Annotated in this window: 13 protein-coding genes; 12 read left to right on the top strand and 1 reads right to left on the bottom strand. The window is 48.3% G+C overall.

Going from position 1 to position 21787, the window contains the following annotated elements; genetic code table 11:
* The first annotated feature begins 55 nt into the window (after positions 1-55).
* The 12 genes from addB (at position 56) to PJK55_RS06840 (ending at position 19854) form a co-directional block, all read left to right on the top strand.
* On the top strand, positions 56-3493 hold the full coding sequence (addB, locus tag PJK55_RS06895; RefSeq protein WP_271305219.1) for a helicase-exonuclease AddAB subunit AddB: 3438 nt from the start codon (positions 56-58) through the stop codon (positions 3491-3493).
* Complete coding sequence (gene addA / locus PJK55_RS06890; RefSeq protein WP_271305218.1) at positions 3471-7088, top strand: helicase-exonuclease AddAB subunit AddA; 3618 nt, start codon at positions 3471-3473, stop codon at positions 7086-7088. The genes addB and addA overlap by 23 nt, the downstream gene beginning before the upstream one ends.
* 168 nt (positions 7089-7256) lie before the next feature.
* Positions 7257-7739, top strand: coding sequence for a MarR family winged helix-turn-helix transcriptional regulator (locus PJK55_RS06885; protein ID WP_271305217.1), 483 nt, complete (start codon positions 7257-7259; stop codon positions 7737-7739).
* Positions 7732-9456, top strand: coding sequence for an ABC transporter ATP-binding protein (locus tag PJK55_RS06880; protein ID WP_271305216.1), 1725 nt, complete (start codon positions 7732-7734; stop codon positions 9454-9456). The genes PJK55_RS06885 and PJK55_RS06880 overlap by 8 nt, the downstream gene beginning before the upstream one ends.
* Positions 9453-11324 (top strand): ABC transporter ATP-binding protein, encoded by a 1872-nt coding sequence (locus tag PJK55_RS06875; protein ID WP_271305215.1) that lies wholly within the window; start codon positions 9453-9455, stop codon positions 11322-11324. Before PJK55_RS06880 ends, PJK55_RS06875 begins: the two co-directional genes overlap by 4 nt.
* A gap of 134 nt (positions 11325-11458) precedes the next feature.
* On the top strand, positions 11459-11821 hold the full coding sequence (locus PJK55_RS06870; RefSeq protein ID WP_214739390.1) for a response regulator: 363 nt from the start codon (positions 11459-11461) through the stop codon (positions 11819-11821).
* Positions 11818-14376 carry a sensor histidine kinase gene (locus tag PJK55_RS06865; RefSeq protein ID WP_271305214.1) on the top strand — a complete coding sequence of 853 codons (2559 nt, stop codon included), beginning with the start codon at positions 11818-11820 and terminating at the stop codon, positions 14374-14376. Before PJK55_RS06870 ends, PJK55_RS06865 begins: the two co-directional genes overlap by 4 nt.
* Before the next feature lie 116 nt (positions 14377-14492).
* Entirely contained in the window at positions 14493-14876 is a 384-nt protein-coding gene (locus tag PJK55_RS06860; RefSeq protein ID WP_214789665.1) for a YisL family protein, read from the top strand.
* A gap of 100 nt (positions 14877-14976) precedes the next feature.
* Entirely contained in the window at positions 14977-16008 is a 1032-nt protein-coding gene (locus PJK55_RS06855; protein WP_214789663.1) for a class I SAM-dependent methyltransferase, read from the top strand.
* A 69-nt stretch (positions 16009-16077) separates the two neighbouring features.
* Positions 16078-17571, top strand: a complete 1494-nt coding sequence (locus PJK55_RS06850) for a phytoene desaturase family protein (protein ID WP_271305213.1) — start codon at positions 16078-16080, stop codon at positions 17569-17571.
* On the top strand, positions 17568-19046 hold the full coding sequence (locus tag PJK55_RS06845) for a phytoene desaturase family protein (protein ID WP_271305212.1): 1479 nt from the start codon (positions 17568-17570) through the stop codon (positions 19044-19046). The genes PJK55_RS06850 and PJK55_RS06845 overlap by 4 nt, the downstream gene beginning before the upstream one ends.
* On the top strand, positions 19012-19854 hold the full coding sequence (locus PJK55_RS06840) for a phytoene/squalene synthase family protein (protein WP_442899495.1): 843 nt from the start codon (positions 19012-19014) through the stop codon (positions 19852-19854). The genes PJK55_RS06845 and PJK55_RS06840 overlap by 35 nt, the downstream gene beginning before the upstream one ends.
* A gap of 441 nt (positions 19855-20295) precedes the next feature.
* On the opposite strand, the gene PJK55_RS06835 is transcribed toward PJK55_RS06840, so the two are convergent.
* On the bottom strand, positions 20296-21762 hold the full coding sequence (locus PJK55_RS06835; protein ID WP_271305210.1) for a phytoene desaturase family protein: 1467 nt from the start codon (positions 21760-21762) through the stop codon (positions 20296-20298).
* Positions 21763-21787 lie beyond the last annotated feature (25 nt).

Genomic DNA, 21787 nt, shown 5'->3' with positions numbered 1-21787 from the left:
AAATAAGAGCGGATGGTTCATAATGAAAGAAAAAAGGGAAGGAGTGTTCGCTAAAATGACAGTAACCTTTCACGTCGGTCGATCGGGAACGGGGAAAAGTGAACGGATGATCGAACAGGTTATTCAAGAACTGAAACAAAACCCGAGCGGACCAACGATTTATATGATCGTGCCGGACCAAATGTCGTTTGAAATGGAGAAAAAGATGGCGACAGTGGACGGCCTACGCGGCTCGACAAGAATCCAAGTGCTGTCGATGCGCCGTCTTGCATTTTTGATGATGCGGGATGCGGGAGTGGCGACCGACCAATTTTTAGATCAGACGGGGACACATCTGTTGTTGCGGAGAGTCGTCGAGATGAGCGAGGAACGCTTGACCTTGTTCCGTCGAACGATGAACCAGTTCGGATTTTATGAAGAGTTGAACCAACTGATTTCGATGTTGAAGCGAGGGCTTGTCGAACCTGAACATCTGTTGCGGTTGAGTGAACAAGCGCAACACCGTGCCTTGAAGTTACAGGACCTCTCCATCATCTATGAAGGATTCTTGAAGGTGACAGAAGGGAAGTCGCTGCATGCGGAAGATTACTTCAACGTCCTGTTGCAACTGTTGCCCGAGACGGATTTGACGGGAGTCCGTGTTTACGTGGACGGATTTAATGAGTTCTCGGAGCAGGAATTAGCCGTCCTCGTCGGTCTTGCGGAAAAAGTCGACGTCGATGTGTTGCTGACGCTTGACCCTTCATCGATGTATCGTCCTGACCCATTGTTTGGACCGACGCAACGGACGCTCATGCGCTTCAAGGAACTCTTGTCGGAACGACAACTTCAATCGGTCGACAAACCGTATGACACCATCTATCGCTATACGCATCCAAGCCTTCGCTATTTAGAGGCGACATTTGACCAGATGACGGCAGAGCCGTATACAGGGGCAGAGAACCACGTCGATTTACATGCTGCTGTCGACCGGACTGTCGAGGTGGAAGCGGCCGTTCGAGAAGTCATCCGACTCACCCGTGAAGAAGGATATCGTTACCGAGATATCGCGCTCATTTCGCGTTCACTCGAAGAGTATGGCGATTTGGCATCGCAGGCGTTACAAAAGATGGGGCTCCCTTACTTCCTAGATGAACGGCAACCGATGCTTGACCATCCGCTCGTCGAATTGTTGAAAGCAACCATCGACATCGCCTTGCGTAGCTATCGGGAGGAGGCGGTCTTCCGGGCATTGAAGACGGAACTCGTCGTCCTCGACCCGACACATCGACGCACGTCAGTTGACCGTCTCGAAGCATTCGTCATTGAGCGCGGGATCAAACACTATCACTGGCACGATGCATGGCAATTGCGTCGTCGTACAGGTGAAGAAGCGCGACTGACGAGTGAAGAGCTAGACGTTGAAGCGGAGTTGAATCGATACCGGGAACGCGTCATCGAAACGTTCGATCCGTTGTTAGCGGATTTGAAACAGGCGAAGACGATGCAAGCCTATACGCATGCCATGTATGCCTTTTTGGAGCGGATTGGTGTATCAGACTGTCTGACCCATTGGCGTGACGAGGCGATTGAAGAAGCGCAGTTGCTCGAAGCGCGTGAGCATACCCAAGTGTGGGACGCGGTCTTACATCTTCTCGAACAGTTGGAAGCGGCAGCTCCGGAAGAAACGCTGTCGACGGAACTGTTTCTTCAGATGATGGACACTGGGCTAGATAGTCTACGTTATGCGCTCATCCCACCTTCACTCGATCAGTTGACGGTGACGGACTATGTCCGTGGTCGATTGATTGATAAAAAAGTGGTGTTCTTGCTCGGGGCAAATGAAGATCAAATCCCTCTCGTCACGACACAGTCCAAACTGTTAACCGATCACGACTTGGACTTCATGCATGAGAACGGACTGCGTGCCGGGAAAGCGACCGAGCACTTGTTTGATGATGAAACGTATTACTTATATAAAGCAGTGACGGCACCGAGTGAGCGTCTCTATATTAGCTACGCCCTCGTCGACAGGACCGGTAAGGCGGTTCAACCGGCACGTTTTATTGCTGATTTGAAGGCGCGTCTCCATAAAAACATCATCAAGACACACTTTGCTGAAGCAGGAGAGCACCGACCACGTGACCAATTCGCCTTTTTGACGAACGTGAACCAGACCGCAGCGGTCACGGCTCTTGAACTACAACGATTGAGTCGTCATTATCCGATTCAAGATATGTGGTTCGCCGTCTATAACGAACTGTTAAAACATCCGGACGGCCGTGAACGTTTGCAGTTGTTGACGAGCGCCCTGTTCTATCAAAATATCCCGAAATCACTAGACGACGATGTGGCTAAATCTCTTTATACACCGTCGATTCGGGCGAGTGTCTCGCGACTTGAGACGTTCCAAGCATGTCCGTTCAAACATTTTGCCAGTTATGGCTTGCGTCTGAAAGAGCGCCGACTGTATCGACTTGAGGCACCGGATATCGGAAACTTGTATCACCGAACGATTGAACATATGTCCCAAACGGTGAAGATGGACGGAAAAGAATGGCGGGATGTGGCACCTGATGAATGTGTGAACTTAGCGGAACAGGCAGTAGAACTCGTGACGCCTGAAATCCAACACGCCATTCTGATGAGCTCAAATCGTTACGCCTATTTAAAGAAAAAATTGACGGACGTTGTCAGCAAGACGGCAGAAGTATTGATTGAACAGTCGAAACGGGACGGATTTGACCCGAAAGCGTTTGAACTCGCGTTCGGGAGTGGGCAGTTCCCACCTGTCTCATTCACGTTATCAAATGGGGCCACGTGTGAGCTCATCGGCCGCATCGACCGTGTCGACACGGCGATGGTCCACGATCAGCTGTATGTTCGTATCGTCGATTATAAGTCGAGCAAGCGTGAAGTCGACTTCGCGGAAATTTACTATGGTCTTGCCATGCAGATGCTCATCTACTTGAAAGTACTGATTGAACAGGCAGAGGTATGGACGAAAGAGAACGTGGCGCCGGCTGCGGCACTGTATTTCCACGTTCATCGCCCACTCGTCCCACCTGCTGGATCTGAGGAAGAGACGCGACAGAAAGTATTGGAGTCGTATCAGATGCAGGGGTTGTTGGTCGACGATCCGGAAATTTTGGAGATGATGGACCGCTCTGCGAAAGGATCTTCGAAAAAATCGATTGTCATCCCGGTTAAATATAAAAAAGATGGCACACCTGATTCGAATACACTGAAGAAGATTGTCACACCACCTCAACTCGAACAATTGATGGACCATGCGCTTGACGTCGTCAAATCGAGTGCCGAAGAGATGTATGAAGGAAAAATTGACGTAGAACCTTACGAATATAAAGAGCGCCGCCCGTGTCAGACGTGTCCGTATCAGAGTGTCTGCCATTTTGACGAGGCGCTCGCGAATGAACCACGCAAATTGAAAAAGTTAGAGAAAGAAGATGTATTTCAGGAGTTAGGAGGGGATGACCGTGAAATGGACGAATGATCAATTCGCCGCAATTGAAGCGAGGGGAAGTCACGTACTTGTCTCGGCTGCGGCCGGTTCAGGAAAGACAGCAGTTCTCGTTGAACGGTTGTCTAGCCGATTGCTGGACGAAGCGGATGCGTTGACGGCAGACCGTATGCTCGTCGTCACGTTTACAAACGCGGCAGCTGCAGAAATGAAGCGACGCATCGCAAAGGCGCTCGAAGAGGCGTTGCGCGACGACCCGACGAATGAGTACGTCCGAAAACAACGACAAATGTTGAACCGGGCTCTCATTACAACCATCCACTCGTTCTGTTTAGAAGTGATTCGTGAGAATTACTATTTGTTAGACTTAGACCCGGCATTCAAGATTGCGGAAGAACGTGACCTCGTGCTCTTACAAGATGATGTGTTAGAAGAGGTGCTTGAAGAGGAGTACGGAAAGCAAGATACGGATTTCTTCGCCCTCGTCGATGCCTATACGTCAGACCGTGGCGATAGCGAAATCGAAGACCTTATTCTTGGTCTTTATCACTATGCTCGTACACTCCCAGACCCTGACGCCTATTTGGACAAACTCATTTCGATGTATTCGTTCGGCGATGACCCGGATCAAGAAGCCATCCTCATCGAGTTCGGTCACATGCTGTGGCAGGACATTGAGAAAGCGGTGCGTGATCTTCGGAAGCTCGAGGCGGAACTTCGGGTTGCAGGCTATGAACCGCAGTCGGAAAACATTCGTCAGGCGATTTTCCCGTTTGAACAGTTAGAAGGGGAAGAAATTGTCTGGAGTGAACTTGAAACGGCTGCACGTGCGATGAAGTTTGGGACGATGAAAGCCGTCCCTAAAAAAGAGGAGCATCAAATTTATCATGAGGTGCTTAAACCGGCGTACGATCAAGCGAAGAAGAAGTTGACGGCAGCTGCTGAACGGGCACGTGTCAGTGGGGCGGATCTATTAGAGAGCGTCTCGATGCAACAACCTCTCGTCAAGACGCTCGTCCGAACGGTCCGTGCGTTCGGAACAGCGTATGAGCAAGCGAAACGTGACCGAGCCTTCGTCGACTTTAGCGACTTGGAACATTATGCGCTCGCCATCTTACGGCAGGAGGATGGACCGTCTGATGTCGCCGCTCTATACAAGGAACGTTTCGTCGAGATACTAGTCGATGAATATCAAGATACGAACGAAATTCAAGAAACGATTATCAACCTGGTCGCAAATGAACGGGAAGAGATTGGGAACCTGTTCATGGTTGGAGACATCAAGCAGTCGATTTATCGGTTCCGTCATGCGGAACCGGGTCTCTTCATCGATAAGGCGACGCGCTTCAAACAGGCGGACACGGGAAAACGAATTGATCTCTCTCAAAACTTCCGAAGTCGGGCAGAGGTACTTCATGGCATCAATGACTTGTTCGTCCAGCTCATGGACGAAGAGGTCGGAGAAATCGCTTATGATGAGGCCGCTCAACTCGTGCCGGGTCGTGAATATGAACCGATTCCAGCGAATCCTGAATTTATGATCGTCGACGGGACAAGTCGCGAATTATCGAAACAGGAAGTCGAGGGACGAGCCATCGCAACCCGAATCCTAGAATTAGTATCTGGGGAAGAACCGTTCAAAGTGACGGATGAAGTGACGGGTCAACTAAGAAACTGTGAGTACCGGGACATCGTGATTCTCGTCCGTTCGAAAAAAGGGCGGGTTGAACAGTTGATGGACATTTTGACACAGTACAACATTCCGGCTTATACGGATTCAGATGGCGGCTATTTTCAAGCGACAGAGATTCGAATGATTCTTGCTCTCTTGAAAGTGATTGATAATCCCCTACAGGACATCCCGCTCGCCGGTGCGCTCCGTTCCCCGATGTTCCGATTCGATGATGGGGAATTGGCACGAATCCGACTCGAGTCCGAAGATTCTTTCTTTGAAGCTTTGAAAGCAAAAGCGGATGACGATGACGAGCTTGGTGTGAAGTGTGGAGATTTTCTCGATCGTCTTTCCCACTGGCGTACGTATGCACGAAATCATAGCTTATCTGAACTGATTCAACAGCTGTTTAACGACACAGGGTTTTATGACTTCTCGGGTGGATTGCCTGGTGGGAAAGGACGCCAGGAAAACTTAAAAGCGCTCTATGACCGCGCCCTCTCTTACGAGCGAAGCGGCTATCGTGGACTGTATCGCTTCTTACGTGTCATGGACCGTTTACAAAATACAGGAGAAGATTTATCCGAGGCGCGTTCTCTCGGTGATGAGGAGAACGTTGTTCGCATCATGACTGTGCATAAGTCAAAAGGTCTTGAGTTCCCGGTGACGATTGTCGCCCAGCTCGGAAAACAGTTCAATACACTCGACCAGAAACAGCGCGTCATATTCCATAAGCAATATGGAATTTCACTCGATGCGATTGATGTCGTGACACGTACGAAATCGGAAACATTCGTGAAAGAAATGATCCGACGAGATTTGGACGCAACGATGAAAGCCGAAGAGATGCGTGTCCTCTATGTCGCATTGACACGGGCAAAAGAGAAACTCATTCTCGTCGGTACGGTTGGAGATTCAGCCAAGCAGCTCCAGCAATGGCTACAGGTCGGGCAATCTGGGGAACTGTTAGCAAGTGAGGCGAGACGAGAGGCGAAAACGTACTTGGATTGGATTGCGCCAGCACTCTTACGTTTGCCAAGTGCCACGACATTTATCGAGTCGTTCGGTTTCACGGTACCCGCTTCATTTTATGAATCGACTTCGTGGACGTATCGTTTGATTGGAGAAGACGATCTTGCAGAGATTGCGACACTTCAAGAAATGATGGCACAACTCCACCATGTGCAACGATTTGAAGCAATTGATTTTCCTATTCAAAATGAGGATGAGACGATTCGTGCCGTCCACAAAGCGTTAACTTATAGCTATCCAGCTCAGGATGCTGTACGCACAGCGGCGAAACAGACGGTGACGGAATTAAAACGGGCGATGCAACTAGAGCAAGCCGCCTTCGAAGATCCGGTTCGTCCAATCGATACACCTTATCGGGAGCCGAAATGGCGTCAAGTGAAACAGACTGGTGCCGAACGGGGGACCACGTTACATTTGATTTTCCAAATGGCTGACCCGAATCAACCGATTGTCGACCAAATCGATAAATGGGAGCAGCAAGGAATGCTCAGTCCGGTCGAGGCTGAGACGGCGCGTCTGGCCATTCCTGACGTCGAAGCATTTTTCCAGACTGAAGTCGGACAGGCGCTCGCTGGCGCACTTGAGCGAGGCACGGCGTGGCGAGAACTTCCGTTCACCTATACCGTTCCGGCTGAACGAGTCAACCCGGATGGGCAGTTTACGGATGAGGACGTCTTGATTCAAGGGATTATCGACTGTTTGTATTTCGACGGAACATCGTATGTCCTGTTGGATTATAAATCAGATGCCGTTGTTCATTTGTCCGAATCTCGTGAAGACGCACACGAGCGGCTCCGTGAGCGATACGCGATTCAGTTGCAACTGTATCGAGAGGCCATTGAGACGATTTGGGAGATTCGCGTCGAACAGACGCTCATTTACTCACTTGATTTACAAGAAATCGTCACGGTGACAACCTCATAAAGATTACACGTTGAGCGATGTCAGCTACATGACATCGCTCTTTTTGTTATGTGCATCTTCACATTCTAAATCGTTGACAAGTGAGCTATGGAGGAGTAATTTATTTTATATAAGTAATTGTTCCGTATAGAACAATCCGAAACGGAACGATAAAAGGAGTGAAGACATATGACCGAGATGAGCGCAACAAGAGCGCGGGAAATGATGCAATCGTTTTGGCGCGTTCAGCGTGTATTGATTCGTTTAATGCATCAGACGGCACAACAAAACGACCTTACTTTGCCACAGCTTCATGGACTGATGATGTTGAATGAACAAGGGGCAATCACTCAAAAAGAGTTGGTTCGGCGTACAAGGATGCCGAAGAGTACGTTGAGTCAATCATTGGATGGACTTGTGGAAAGAGGGCTCATTCGTCGAGACATCAACCCGGATAATCGGCGCGAAGTGGTATTGACGATCGATGAATCAGGCAAGCGATTGATTGAGGAGATTGAACAGCAAGAGGAAGGGACCGAACAACAGTTGAATCAAATTCTGTCTCGTCTAGATGAGGAGACGTATCGCCATATGATTGAAGCCCACCAACACATTGCAGATGGGTTGAATGAAGGGTTCACCGATTTTGAAGGAGGGTGTCGTCATGATTAAGTTGTTAAAACGTTTGATTACTTATAAATGGGCCGTCCTCATGGTCTTGTTATTTGTATTCGCACAGTCGTTAGCAGATTTATTCTTACCAACATTAATGGCGGATATCATCGATAACGGGGTCGTGACAGGAGACACGGGCTATATTTGGCAAATGGGCGGCATCATGCTCGGCGTGACCGGGCTTGGGGCGCTCGCAGCGGTCGTCGCAAGTTTTTATTCGTCGAAAGCGGCGATGGGATTTGGACGTGATTTACGAAGACGCGTGTTTAACCATGTCGAGCGTTTCTCACTTGAAGAGTTTGATCGTGTCGGCACGGCCTCACTCATCACACGGACGACGAACGACATCACACAAGTCCAACAAGTCATCATTATGATGCTTCGGATGGTCGTCAGTGCACCGATCATGTTTGTCGGTGGTTTGATTATGGCGACGTCGAAAGATGCAACGTTGTCCCTTGTCATCGTTGCCGCCATGCCTGTTCTCGTCATCTCAATCTTCCTCATTTTCTGGAAAGCGATGCCGCTCTTCAAGAAAGTACAAAAACGATTGGACCGATTGAATCTCGTCTTACGAGAAAATTTGACGGGTATTCGTGTTATTCGGGCCTTTAATCGCGAAAAAGAAGAGCAAGTTCGTTTGACAGAGGCGAATGAACGATTGACGGACGTCTCGATTAAAGTCAACCAAATCATGGCGTTCCTCATGCCGGCCATGATGCTCGTCATGAACTTGACGGTCGTCGGCGTCATCTGGTTCGGAGGCATCCGAATCGATAACGGGGCGATGCAAATCGGGGATTTGATGGCGTTCATTCAATATGTCATGCAAATCATGTTCGCGCTCGTCATGGCTTCTGTCATGTTCATCATGATTCCGCGAGCGTCCGTATCAGCGAACCGCATCAATGAAGTGCTCGAGATGACGCCTTCACTCGTCGATGACGGCACGAAGACGGCTGACGTGGAGCACGGGACACTCGTGTTTGATGATGTCACGTTCTATTACCCAGGTGCCGAAGAGCCAGCATTATCACATGTCAGTTTTTCAGCAAACCCAGGAGAAGTCACGGCAGTGATTGGTGGAACCGGGTCTGGTAAGTCGACACTCGTCAATCTGATTCCACGGTTTTATGATGTGACGTCTGGAGAAATTCGCGTGAACGGAGTCGATGTTCAAGCCGTATCGCAAGAGGAGCTCCGTTCAAAAATCGGATTCGTTCCGCAAAAGGCGTTGCTATTCACCGGTACAATTGCAGAGAACATTCGATACGGGAAAGCCGATGCGACGACCGAAGAAGTCGAACATGCCGCGTCAATCGCACAGGCGAGCGACTTTATCGAGAAGATGTCAAATCGATATGAATCTGTGATTGAGCAAGGCGGGTCGAACGTATCGGGGGGACAAAAACAACGTCTCTCCATCGCACGGGCGCTCGTTCGAAAACCAGATTTATATGTATTCGATGACAGTTTCTCGGCACTCGATTTTAAGACGGATGCCGCGTTACGCAAGGCGTTAAAAGAAGAGACAAAGGATGCGACCGTATTGATTGTCGCGCAACGGGTGAGTACGATTATGGATGCCGATCGGATCATCGTACTAGAAGAAGGAAGTGTGGCCGGTATCGGTACACATGATGAATTGTTTGCGACGAATGCGGTCTATCAAGAAATCGTGAAGTCGCAATTGTCTGAGGAGGAAATCGCATGAGTGAGAAACAAACGACAGCGCGACAAACTCATGGCGGGCACGGTGGTCCAGGAGGTCCTGGCGGTGGAAACATGATGATGATGGGTGAGAAACCGAAGGAGTTCAACGTCACGTTCCGTCGTCTGCTCGCCTATTTGAAACCACGGCGAAACACACTGATTGCGGTCTTCCTCGCAGCGATTCTAAGTACGGTCTTTATGATTGCCGGTCCAAAAATCATGGGAATTGCCATCACGGAGCTATTTGAAGGAGCCTACGCGAAATTCACGGGTGTACCCGGTGCGGAGATCGATTTCACGAGAATCGGACAAATCTTGTCTTTACTCGCAGGACTTTACGTCATCAGCAGTCTATTCAACTACGTGCAACAGTATTTAATGTCAGGCGTTGCCCAAAAGACCGTCTATGATTTGCGGGAAGACGTCAATAAAAAGTTGGAACGATTACCACTCAAATATTACGATGGTCGTTCAAATGGAGAGACGTTAAGCCGAGTGACGAATGATATTGATTTGATTGGGAGCACGCTTCAACAAAGTGTGACGTCATTCATTACCTCGATTGTCACGATTGTCGGAATCTTGATTATGATGCTGTCCATCAGTCCACTGTTGACGGTCATCTCTCTCGTGTCTTTACCACTCACGATTTTTGCGATTCGTCCGATTCTAAAACGGTCACAACAATACTTTTCCGATCAACAGCGTCATCTCGGACGATTGAACGGTCACGTGGAAGAAATGTATACCGGGCACGCGGTCGTCAAAGCGTTCGGTCGTGAAGAGACAGCTGTCCGTGAGTTTGATGAGGTGAATGAAGAACTTTATGATGCCGGACGCAAGGCGCAATTTATCTCTGGGATCATCATGCCGATGACGATGTTCATCGGGAACATTAGTTACGTGTTGATCAGTGTCGTCGGCGGGATTTTAGTCACACAACGAAGCATCTCGATCGGGGACATTCAAGCGTTTATCACGTATACGCGACAGTTCACCCAGCCGATTACGCAAACGGCGAACATCGCAAACATCGTCCAATCGACGGTCGCTGCAGCGGAACGAGTATTCGAATTATTAGATGAAGAGGAAGAAGTGAAAGATGTAACGACTTATCGGTTGGAGCGAGCGGAAGGGAATGTCTCATTCCGTCACGTCGACTTCGGATATGGAGAGAATTTACTCATTCAAGATATGAACCTTGATGTGAAGACGGGACAAACGGTAGCCATCGTCGGTCCGACCGGTGCCGGAAAAACGACATTGATCAATCTGCTCATGCGTTTCTATGAATTGAACGGTGGGGAGATTTTGATTGATGGGAAAGACTCGCGTAAAATGTCGAGACAAGATTTGCGTCATACGTTCGGGATGGTCTTACAGGATACATGGCTCTTTAATGGGACAATCCGCGACAACATCGCTTACGGGAAAACCGGTGCGACCGAGTCTGAAATCGTCAACGCAGCGAAGACGGCGCATGCGGACTCGTTCATCCGGACGTTGCCAGACGGATATGACACCGTCTTAAATGAAGAAGCGAACAACATCTCGCAAGGTCAAAAACAATTACTGACAATCGCGCGAGCGGTTCTCGCTAATCCACCGATTATGATTTTGGACGAGGCGACATCGAGTGTGGATACGCGTACCGAGATTTTGATTCAACAGGCGATGAAACGGCTGATGAAAGGGCGAACGAGTTTCGTCATCGCACACCGTCTATCGACCATCAAGGATGCGGATTTGATTTTAGTCATGGACCAAGGTCGCGTCATCGAACAAGGGACGCATGAATCACTTCTTGAAGCGGGTGGTTTCTACGAAGATTTATATAATAGTCAGTTCGCTGAAAAAGAAGTGGTATAAGTGGAATAAAGGTTTTATGGCAATGTGATTAGGCAAAAGACGTACGAAGATGGATTTCGTACGTCTTTTTATTTTGTGTAATAATTACAAATCCGTTAAAATAAAAAAATGGGATAAAAAATGGAGGAACGATTATGGTTAAAATCTTACTTGCGGAAGACGAAGAAGTACTACGCATGCTCGTTATGGATACATTAGAAGATGAAGGATATGATATCGATGAGGCGCAAGATGGTGTGGAGGCCTATCGATTGATTGAAGAGAATGAATATGATTTGGTGATTGTGGACCACATGATGCCGGGTATGACAGGGCTTGAGGTCATTGAAAAAGTACGGAAGTTACCAGGGCGACAAGAAACGAAGGTAATGATGTTGACAGCGAAAAGCCAACAATCTGACCGTGATTGCGCGAATGAGATTGGTGTCGACTATTTCATTTCAAAACCGTTTAGCCCACTTGAACTCGTCAAAATCATAGGAGGCATTGTGAAGTGAAACAGTGGTTTAACAAAAAGCTCGGTCGTGACATCATGGTCGTCCTCTATTCGTTTCTTGTCCTTGCATTGGTCGGATCGGTACTGACATATGTCTATATCGAGAATCGATTGGAGGCCAACGAATCTAGATTACGTCAGGTCGATGAACGTATGGACCGATTGACAGAACTTTGGGATGATTGGCAGACTAATCAATACGATACACGTGGCTACCTCTTGTTTGGAGATACAGAATCCCTTGAGCGTGCAAGCGCGAATGAAGCAAAGTTCCAGCAGGAAATCAATTGGTTCAAAACAGAAATTCAAACACCACAAGGTCAGTTGTTTGCGGAAGAATTACAACAATTTCATGATTTTTATTATGACGTCATCATTCCGGTGACGTATGAGTATGCGCAAGCACAGCTAGATGGTGAGGTCACAGAAACGTTTATTGATGCCAATACCATTGCCGAGTTACCGACAGCCCGGCGATTGATTGACCAAGGCCTCGTCCAGTTCAATCCGGATCGTGGAATTGACATCCTCGGACCGATTGATCAAGTAGAGTCTTCTCTTGAAAACTATCGTCAGTTAATGACGTCTGAGAAAGAGAAGGTTTACGCAGAATCGCGCCTAAATAATGATATTCTTCAATTTTTATGGATTATGAGTATCGTCTCATTTGCTGGATTAATCCTATTGGTTATTCAGCCGTTTCTTCGTCGTCAAACACGCTTGATTTCAAAACTCTCGATTGCTTCGAATCGTTTGTTGAAAGGTGAAATCGTTGACTTGAGTGATCAAATGAAGCGCGAAGACGAAATTGGGACGATGTCTCGCTCGTTCCATAAGATGGCCGAGACACTTCGTGACAACGAACGTCATTTGATTGAAAAGAACCATGAACTTCAAGCACAGCAAGAAGAGTTGATTGCGCAACAAGAAGAGCTACAGGCACAGCAACAAGAACTTGAAGAAATTCTAGAGCAGACGCAACAAAATGAACAACATCTCGCCTATCGGAACGAGTTGACGGAGACGTTGGCCTCACGTGATTCGCTTACGGCTTATCCGGAGATTATCGAAAAACTCATTACCATCACAGATTCAGAAGTCGGTGCACTCGTCTTCGTGGATGATTCGGACACGTACCGCGTGACGAGCCATGGTTTGAATGACACATTGTCACGCCAGTTGCTCGATAGTGAGAATTCTGTATTGACACGAGCAATGACATTGAAGACGACGGTGCATTCGTCGAAACAAGTCGCAAGTGACCACCCACTCCCGTATCCGTACTATATGTTCGAGACGGCGGTGCCGGTCCATGACCCGACAGATGACTCGATCATCGCGTTCATCTATTTGGTTCGTTATAAAGACCGTTTCACACAAACGCAGATGGGTGACATCATGTCGTTCGCTCGCCAGCTTTCACTCTCGCTCTTACGGATGCGTCTGTTCGAAGAGATGAAGCGTGAAAAAGGGAAGACAGAACGCATCCTCGACTCGATTCGAGAGGCGGTCGTCTATATCGAACATGCGACGGATGATGTATTCGTCAACCGACCACTCTATGAGATGTTCCCTGAACTGAGTGACGTCAGCACGCAGGACCTTGAAGAAGAATCATGGGAAGAATGGCGTAACCGTCTTGTCGAAACCGTAGATCAAGCGGAAGACTTTACGAAATATACGAATCGATTGTTCACCGAAGACTTCCCGCATGACAGCGTCAGCTTCTCAATCCGTAAAGGTGAGATGAACCTGCAGATGTATGCGGAACGGATTATCGTTGGCGGTCTTTCGAAAGGGACGCTTCTCGTCTTCCGAGATATTACGAGTGAGACTGAGGCTGAACGATTGAAGAGTGAATTCATCTCTACGATTTCTCATGAATTGCGGACACCACTTTCGTCTATTTACGGATTCACAGAATTGATGGTGAAGAAGCAGTTACCAAATGAGAAACAAGCAAAATATTTAGAGACGATCCATGCGGAAACGGAACGTCTGACGCACCTCGTCAACGACTTCCTCGATGTGCAGCGTATGGAGTCCGGCAGTCAGATGTATGATCGGGAACAACTCGATATCGAACCAGTCGTACGTGACATGTTGACGTTCTATGAAGCGTCTTCCTTGAAGCACGAATTCGAATTGATCGCAGATGATGCACGATCTTACGAATTGTTCGTTGACTGCCAGAAGTTCAAGCAGCTGATGAGTAATCTATTGTCGAATGCCGTGAAGTATTCTCCACGTGGTGGAAAGATTACGGTGGAGCTTGCCCATCATGAGCATATCGTATCGATCAAAGTGAAGGACGAAGGGATTGGAATTCCGAGCGACGCGCTCGATCGATTATTCGATAAGTTCTATCGCGTCGATAACTCCGATAGCCGCGAAATCGGCGGAACGGGTCTTGGGTTACCGATCTGTCAAGAAATCGTCCGTGGCCATAACGGTCAAATTCATGTGGAATCGATTCAACACGAGGGATCGACCTTCATCGTTGAAATTCCTAGCTATGAATATGCTGTCCAAGAGGCAGAGACGACACCAGTATAATGAATGGAGTCATCCTCGAAGGATGGCTCTTTTTTTAGGAAAGCGTTCGCTTGACCAATCAGGAGAGGGTTCGTGTACAATGAAGACTGTACAACAACATAAAGGGGGGCATTAGAATGCCACTGATTGCATTCTTGCACACACACGTCACGAGCTGGATTTTGTTACTTATCTTATTTGCCGTAGCCTATATTGGTTACAAGAACGGCAACAAGAGTGGAAAGATCGCACATATGGCGTTTCGACTCATGTTACTCATCGCATTCGGAACAGGACTTTATCTCTACCTTCAATTGAACGGAGGCGGCACGTTCTATCACGTGAAAATCACAGTCGGGTTACTGGCATTGATTTTCGGTGAGATGACACTTGTCAAAGTGAAAAAGAACAAACCATCGAACGCCTTTTTCGGCGGATTTATCGTATTGGCACTCGTGACAATCTTTATCGGTTACGCATTACCATACGGACAATCTTTCTTCAACAGCTTCATTCAATAAGACTTTCCCACTTCGCACACCGAAGTGGGAATTTTTTGTTTGTACACAAATTATTAGGGGAAAATAAAAAAATCAGTAATCATGACGATGAGGTGAAACGATGGATCAACAAATGACGGAATGGACACGCGTATTACATGCACGGAAATGGATGAAACAAACAGAATCATTTTTACCACTATGGCACGGCTATATCGGATATAAGTTTGGTTTATTCGATGCACTTCAAGGTGGCGCAAGTATGGCGGAGATGAATTTACGACTCAAACGCCCGTTGACGCAACTTGCGCTAGAGCGTTGGTTAGAAGTTGGGGTCGCAGTGCGTCATTTGAAGAAGAGGGGATGGCGCTACTATCCGACACGTGGATTAAAATACCAGTTGTCTGGTAACGATGAGCGGAGCATCGGATTCATGCTCCAAGAGATGATGGAACTTCACATCCCTGCGTTGATCGCTTACCCAGAATTTTTAGAGTCTGGGAAACAAAAGACGTTTGATGGGGCCGAACACGGTCAAGTCGTCGCGAAAACATCGACGCTCGTCGAGACGGTCGCATTCCCAATCGTACAGCAACTGTTACGTCAGGCGAACGTCGGGTCGATGCTTGATATCGGTTGTGGGCATGGTGGTTATTTACGTAAATTACAAGCGCTCGAACCGAATTGGGAATTGACGGGGATCGATTTAGAGGAAGAGGTTATCGAAGAAGCGCGGTCTCTTGATGAACGGGGCGATATTCATTTTGAAGTCGCCGATTTCATGAACTGGGAAACAGAAGAACAATTCGATGCGGTCATGATGAACAATATGCTCTATTATTTCTCACCAGAGGAGCGAATCAAACTGCTTGAACGGCTTCGGAATCGTTTAGAAGAGAACGGGGTCGCAGTCCTTGTGACGCCACTTGCGGAGACGGCACTCGGCGGACGGTTCGCTTCTGCATTCAATGCCTTCATGACACTTCACGATAACTTATATCCGCTCCCGACCATTCCACGATTGCGCCGTCAAATGCAAGAAGTCGGATTTGAACAAATTCGCTTTATCCCGTTCATTCCAGAAGGGTCTTGGTATATCGTCATCGCCGAGCGAGGGAACAAGAATCTGCTCAATCAACCGATTCAAAATTGAACTTGTCTCCGGTCATTTCTATAATGATAGAGAAGCATAAGAGACTATTCACATAGGGAGTTGTTGAGTGTGTCGAAACAAAGAGTTGCCGTAATAGGGGCAGGACCCGGTGGATTGGCTGCTGCGATGCTACTGGCGCATCGTGGGGTAGACGTCACCGTATTTGAGAAACAACCGTTTGTTGGAGGAAGGACGTCACGTCTCCAAGTCGGCGAGTTCACGTTTGACCGAGGACCTACATTTTTAAACATGCCATATATTTTAGAAGAAATCTTTGAAGAAACGGGACGTGATTTACATGATTACGTCGAGATGAAACGACTGGAACCGATGTATGATTTGTATTTTGATCGTGGCACGCGTCAGCTTTCAATGACGACAGATCGTGATCAAATGCATCAAGCCATCGAAGCACAGTTCCCTGGAAATGGGGAAGGGTATGAACGATTCATGAGCGAACAGGCAATCAAGTTGTCCAAGTTGATGCCTGTCCTTCAGACCGCACATGATAAATTGACCGATTACGTCTCGTTGCGCGTACTCAAAGCACTGCCGTTTCTGTCGATTGGGAAGTCGCTTTATGATGTCTTATCCGAGTACTTCACGAGCGAAGAACTAAAGTATGCGTTTACCTTCCAAGCAAAATATTTAGGCATGTCCGCTTGGGAATGCCCGGGCGGTTTCTCCATTTTATCGTATATGGAACACTCATATGGGGTTCATCACCCAATTGGGGGAGTGAATCAACTTTGTCACGCGATGGCGAAAGTCGTGGAAGAAGAAGGTGGCTCCATACGTCTAGGAGAACCGGTGGAGCGCCTCCTCATGGAGGACAAGAAAGTGACAGGTCTCGTGGCCGGAAGTGTCCATTATGCGTTCGATGAAGTCGTAATCGGTGCTGATTTTGCACATGCGATGACGTCGCTCGTTCCTGACGGTAAACTATCGAAGTGGAGTCCGAATCAACTGAAGAAGAAGCGCTATTCGTGCTCGACATTCATGCTCTATCTCGGACTCGATCACATATACGAAGACGTGGCGCACCATTCAATTCACTTTGCAGACGACTATGAGTTGAACGTCAAAGAGATGACGCAAGAGTTGAAACTAAGCGAGGATTTCTCGTTCTACGTTCAAAACGCCTCACGCATCGACCCGACGCTCGCGCCTGCAGGTAAGTCATCGCTTTACGTGCTCGTACCGGTACCGAATAACTTATCCGGTCTCCCGTGGGAGGAACTGAAGACGACGATGACAGAACGTGTGCTCGACGCCCTTGAGACACGGTCTCCATATCGAGATATCCGGCAACATATTGAGGTGATGGAGACGTTGACACCAGTGGACTGGGAGACGTTCGGCGTGTATGAGGGGGCGACGTTTAACCTTGGCCATAATCTATCGCAAATGATGTATTTCCGTCCGCACAACCAATTTGAAGAGCTCGACAACGTCTGGCTCGTCGGCGGTGGAACGCATCCAGGAAGTGGGCTTCCGACAATTTTTGAATCGGCGCGAATCACGACGAACCTGTTACGTGAACGTGCAGGTGTCGGCCGATGAACATCAGCTTTGTCGGGGCAGGTGTCGGCACACTTTATGCCGCTCTCTTATTGACGAAACGTAATCCGTCGCTAAACATCACGATTTATGAGAAAGAAGCACGCGTCGGTGGACGGTTGAACTATGTCGAGTTTGAGAATGGGGCGAAAGTCGATGAAGGGCCGACAATCGTCTTGTTACCGAGTAAATTGAAGCAACAGTTGATGGAAGCAGGGCTACCAGAAAGTGAAGTCGAGTTGCTCGAAGTCGACCCGCTCTATCGCTTGCGCTATCAAGACGGGACATCGTTCTACAAATATCGGGACATCGAACGACAGGCAGAAGAAATCGAGCGGACGTTCGGTGAAGGGGACGCGTTTCGTCATTATATGTCGCAGAAGAAAGAAGAGTATCGGATTGGATTTGATACGTTTTTGGACCGAAGCTACGCATCAAAGACGGAACTATTCGAACCTAAGCTATTGCTCCTCCTGATGCGTCTGAAAGCATATGAAACCGCCCATGCGAACATGAAACGTTTCTTTGAGGACGAACGCCTACGAGTCGCCTACAGTTTACAGACACTCTATATCGGTGGTAATCCTTATGCGACGCCTTCTTTATATGGACTGATCCCGTATCGTGAACAGGAAGAGGGCGTCTGGTACGTAAAAGGAGGATATTTCTCGCTTGCGGCGAAAATGGAACAAGAGCTGAAGTGTCGAGGTGTCCGTTTCGTGATGAATGCGACCGTCAATCGCGTTCACGTTACAAACGGAGTGGCGGACGGTGTCACGGTCAATGACGAATATGTGTCTTATGACGCGGTTGTCGTGAATGGGGACTTCCCACTCATGGAGCGACTCATTGATGGCGTCACACCAAAGACATACGAACCGTCCAGCGGTACGTTACTTCTGTACTTTACCGTTGATGGAGCACTCGATTTACCAGTCCATCAATTTGATTTGCCAAACGATTTTGAAGGATCGATGCGCACAATCTTTGAGGATGGTAAACTAAGTGAGTATCCGGCGATGTACACGTTCAATCCATCACGGATTGATGCGACACTAGCGCCGGATGGGACGAGCGTGTTATATGTCCTCGTTCCTGTACCTCGTAAATTAGAACGGGAAGACTTTGAGACGCAAGGAACGATGGACCATCTATTCGGACGAATCGAGGCACTCGTACCAGGTTTTCGTGAGCGCGTGACCGAGATGAAAGTCCGGACACCGATGGATGCTGAGCGTTTCGGTCTATTTGAAGGAGGAAGCTTTGGGATTGCACCGAAGTTGTCTCAATCAGCTGCCTTCAAGCCACAGGCAAGACCGTTCCCGAAAATCGAACGATTGTATGCGGTTGGTGCATCTGTCCATCCATGTGGTGGCGTGCCAATTGTCATGATTGGATCACAGTTACTCGTGAAAAAAATGGAAGAAGAAATGGGGGCAATACATCGTGACGACACAAGAAGCGTATCGTCAATGTGAGGAAATCATGAAGAAAGGCTCGCTGACTTTTTATCGGGCCTTCTCTTTGCTCTCAAAACCAGATCGTCAAGCGGTCATGGCTGTGTATACGTTTTGTCGGACCCTTGATGATGCAGTTGATGAATCGGACCGTCCAGAAGAAAGTCTGGCGTCGTTTTTGCATGCGTTCGATCGTTTTTTGGCCGGGTATGATCAAGACGATGCACTATGGGTTGCCCTTCGAGATGTCTGGCAGCGCTATGAGATGGACGTCAATCCCTTCTTCGAGCTAGCAGAGGGGATGAAGTGGGATTTACATAAGTCGCGGTATGAGACGCTCGAAGAGACCGAACAATATAGCTACTATGCGGCGAGCACGGTCGGTCTGATGCTACTCCCGATTCTTGTCCCGAATCAAGATGCCGCCACAAAACGTCAACTTCGGCAAGGGGCCATTGACCTTGGAATTGCGATGCAACTGACAAATATTTTGCGAGATGTCGGAGAAGATTTGAACCGAGATCGCATTTATTTACCACGGACGATGATGCGACAGTTCGGTGTAACTGAAGAGATGTTACAGCAACGAGAAGTGACACCTGCCTTTATCGAACTATGGGAGGCGTTGGCGAAACGAGCGGAGTTCTTGTATGAACGCGCACGTGGAACCCATCACCTCTATCCACTGGCCAGTCGAAAGCCGGTTCAAGCGGCAGCGCTCCTATACGAAGGAATTTTAGATGCGGCTCGAGCAAACGGATACGATGTCTTCACAAAGCGTGCATACGTATCGACGCTTCAAAAAGGAAAGTTACTAGCAAAACTATAAGATGTCAGGTTTACTGTAGGCGTTTTTAGGCGTCTACAGTTTTTTGCGCAAAAAAAACCACTTTTGGCGGGGGACCAAAAGTGGCGTAAGCGTTATGTGATCCATTCATCGGGGAAATGAATGAATCGATTTGTGATGAAGCCCTAAAGATGTGCCGGGATTCATGGGGAATGAATCAGTTGGGACATCTTCGTTGAAACAGGATGCTTGATGGACTAAGGGGGAACATCATACGCAAGCTGTCTCAACTATGGGATACGAGTGGGGAAACTCGCTCATCACTTTTTCTCGGGTGTGACAAGTTCAAAACGCGATGAGGCTCGGGGAAGCCATTCGATCGCTACAGGTGTAACCAACGTTACAGAACTGCTTGAACTCGAATATGATATTATCACGTCTTTCAATTGTCGACAAGTGTCGAAACTCGCGTTCACAAAATGTTCATATTGTCAGAGGTATGTCCTCTAACATCGATCGTGCCGCGAATTGTCCTGAAAGCGTGACCATCGGGCTCCCTCCTCCAGGATGGGTCGAACCACCTGCAAACCAGATGTTCGACACGTCCGTCGAGCGGGCTGCCGGTCTAAAGAATGCACCTTTTTTCGAGTTGGCCGACGTGCCATAAAGAGCACCGTAATATGCATAAAAGTCACGGCTCAAGTCTTGTGGTGTCACACGTCGGTGGAAGAGAACCTCTTCTTCTTCCCAATCGACACCGAACGCGCGCAACCGACGACGTATCAAATGCTCATACGTATCTGCATCAATGTCGGTCAAATGCGCGGGGGCATTGACGAGGATGAACAAGTTGTCTCCTGCCTCCCCCATCGATGGGTCAGTTGCGGATGAATTGGAGATATAGATGGTCGGCTCGTCCGCATAGCGTTCTTCTTGGAAGAGTGCTTTGAATTCTCGCTCGTAGTCGTCAGAGAAATAGACGTTATGATGGGCGAGGTTCAGTCGTTTCGATAACCCGATCATTAACACGAATGCAGAGATGGACGGCTCGACGGTATCGCGTGTCGGGACCGGGAAAGAAGGACGGTCTTTCGCATCGACAAGTCGAGGATATTGCGTGAGCAGCTCGCCATTGAGCAGAACAGCATCACAAGAGATGACTTCTTTGTCATCAACAACGACTTCATGGGCTTTCCCGTTCAGGACTTCAATTTTCGTCACTTCGTGTCCGAGGCGGAACGTCACCCCGAGTTCACTCGCTCGCTTCGCAAACCCTTTGGCGATGTTCCAGTTGCCTCCCTTGGCAAAATAGACTCCTTCATTCAATTCTAAATGAGAGATGAGTGCGAACGTACCGGGTGTCACGTACGGGCTACTGCCGATATACGTCGCATATCGGTCGAGTGCCTGGATGATGCGCTTATCTTTGAAGTATTTCTGATGAAGGGCATGCAGACTTTGCAGCGGGTGAACTTTTACCATGTCCGCCCAAAGACCGGGATCTAATTTTGTCTCCATACGGGTGAAGAAGCGTTCGTTCGCGATTCGGAACAACTTCTCTGCTTCATCTAAATATGCTTGTAATTGATTTTTCTTCATTTGGTCATTCGTCAATCGTCGCACTTCCGACTCGAGCTGTGCCCGGTCGGCGCTAAATGTGAACGAGGAACCGTCCGAATAATGATTGACGGTATGTTGATCGAGTTTGATCAATTCAAAATAGTCATCAGGATTGGCACCGCTGTTTCGGATGACGGAACGAAAGACATCTGGCATCGTGATGGTGTTCGGACCGAAGTCGAAACGGTGCCCGTCGGTGATGACGGGCATAAGTTTTCCGCCGACATGTTCATTCTTCTCAATGACCGTGACGTCATAGCCGTGTGTGGCGAGCGTGACGGCAGCGCTCAGGCCACCTAACCCGGCTCCAATAATAACGATTTGCTTCATACATTTGTCCCCCTTAAGTAAGACG

The sequence above is a fragment of the Exiguobacterium sp. MMG028 genome, from assembly GCF_027947425.1.
GTDB classification, from domain to species: domain Bacteria; phylum Bacillota; class Bacilli; order Exiguobacteriales; family Exiguobacteriaceae; genus Exiguobacterium; species Exiguobacterium aestuarii_A.
Note: the sequence above shows the minus strand (reverse complement) of the source record. Positions and strands in the feature narration are given on the sequence as shown.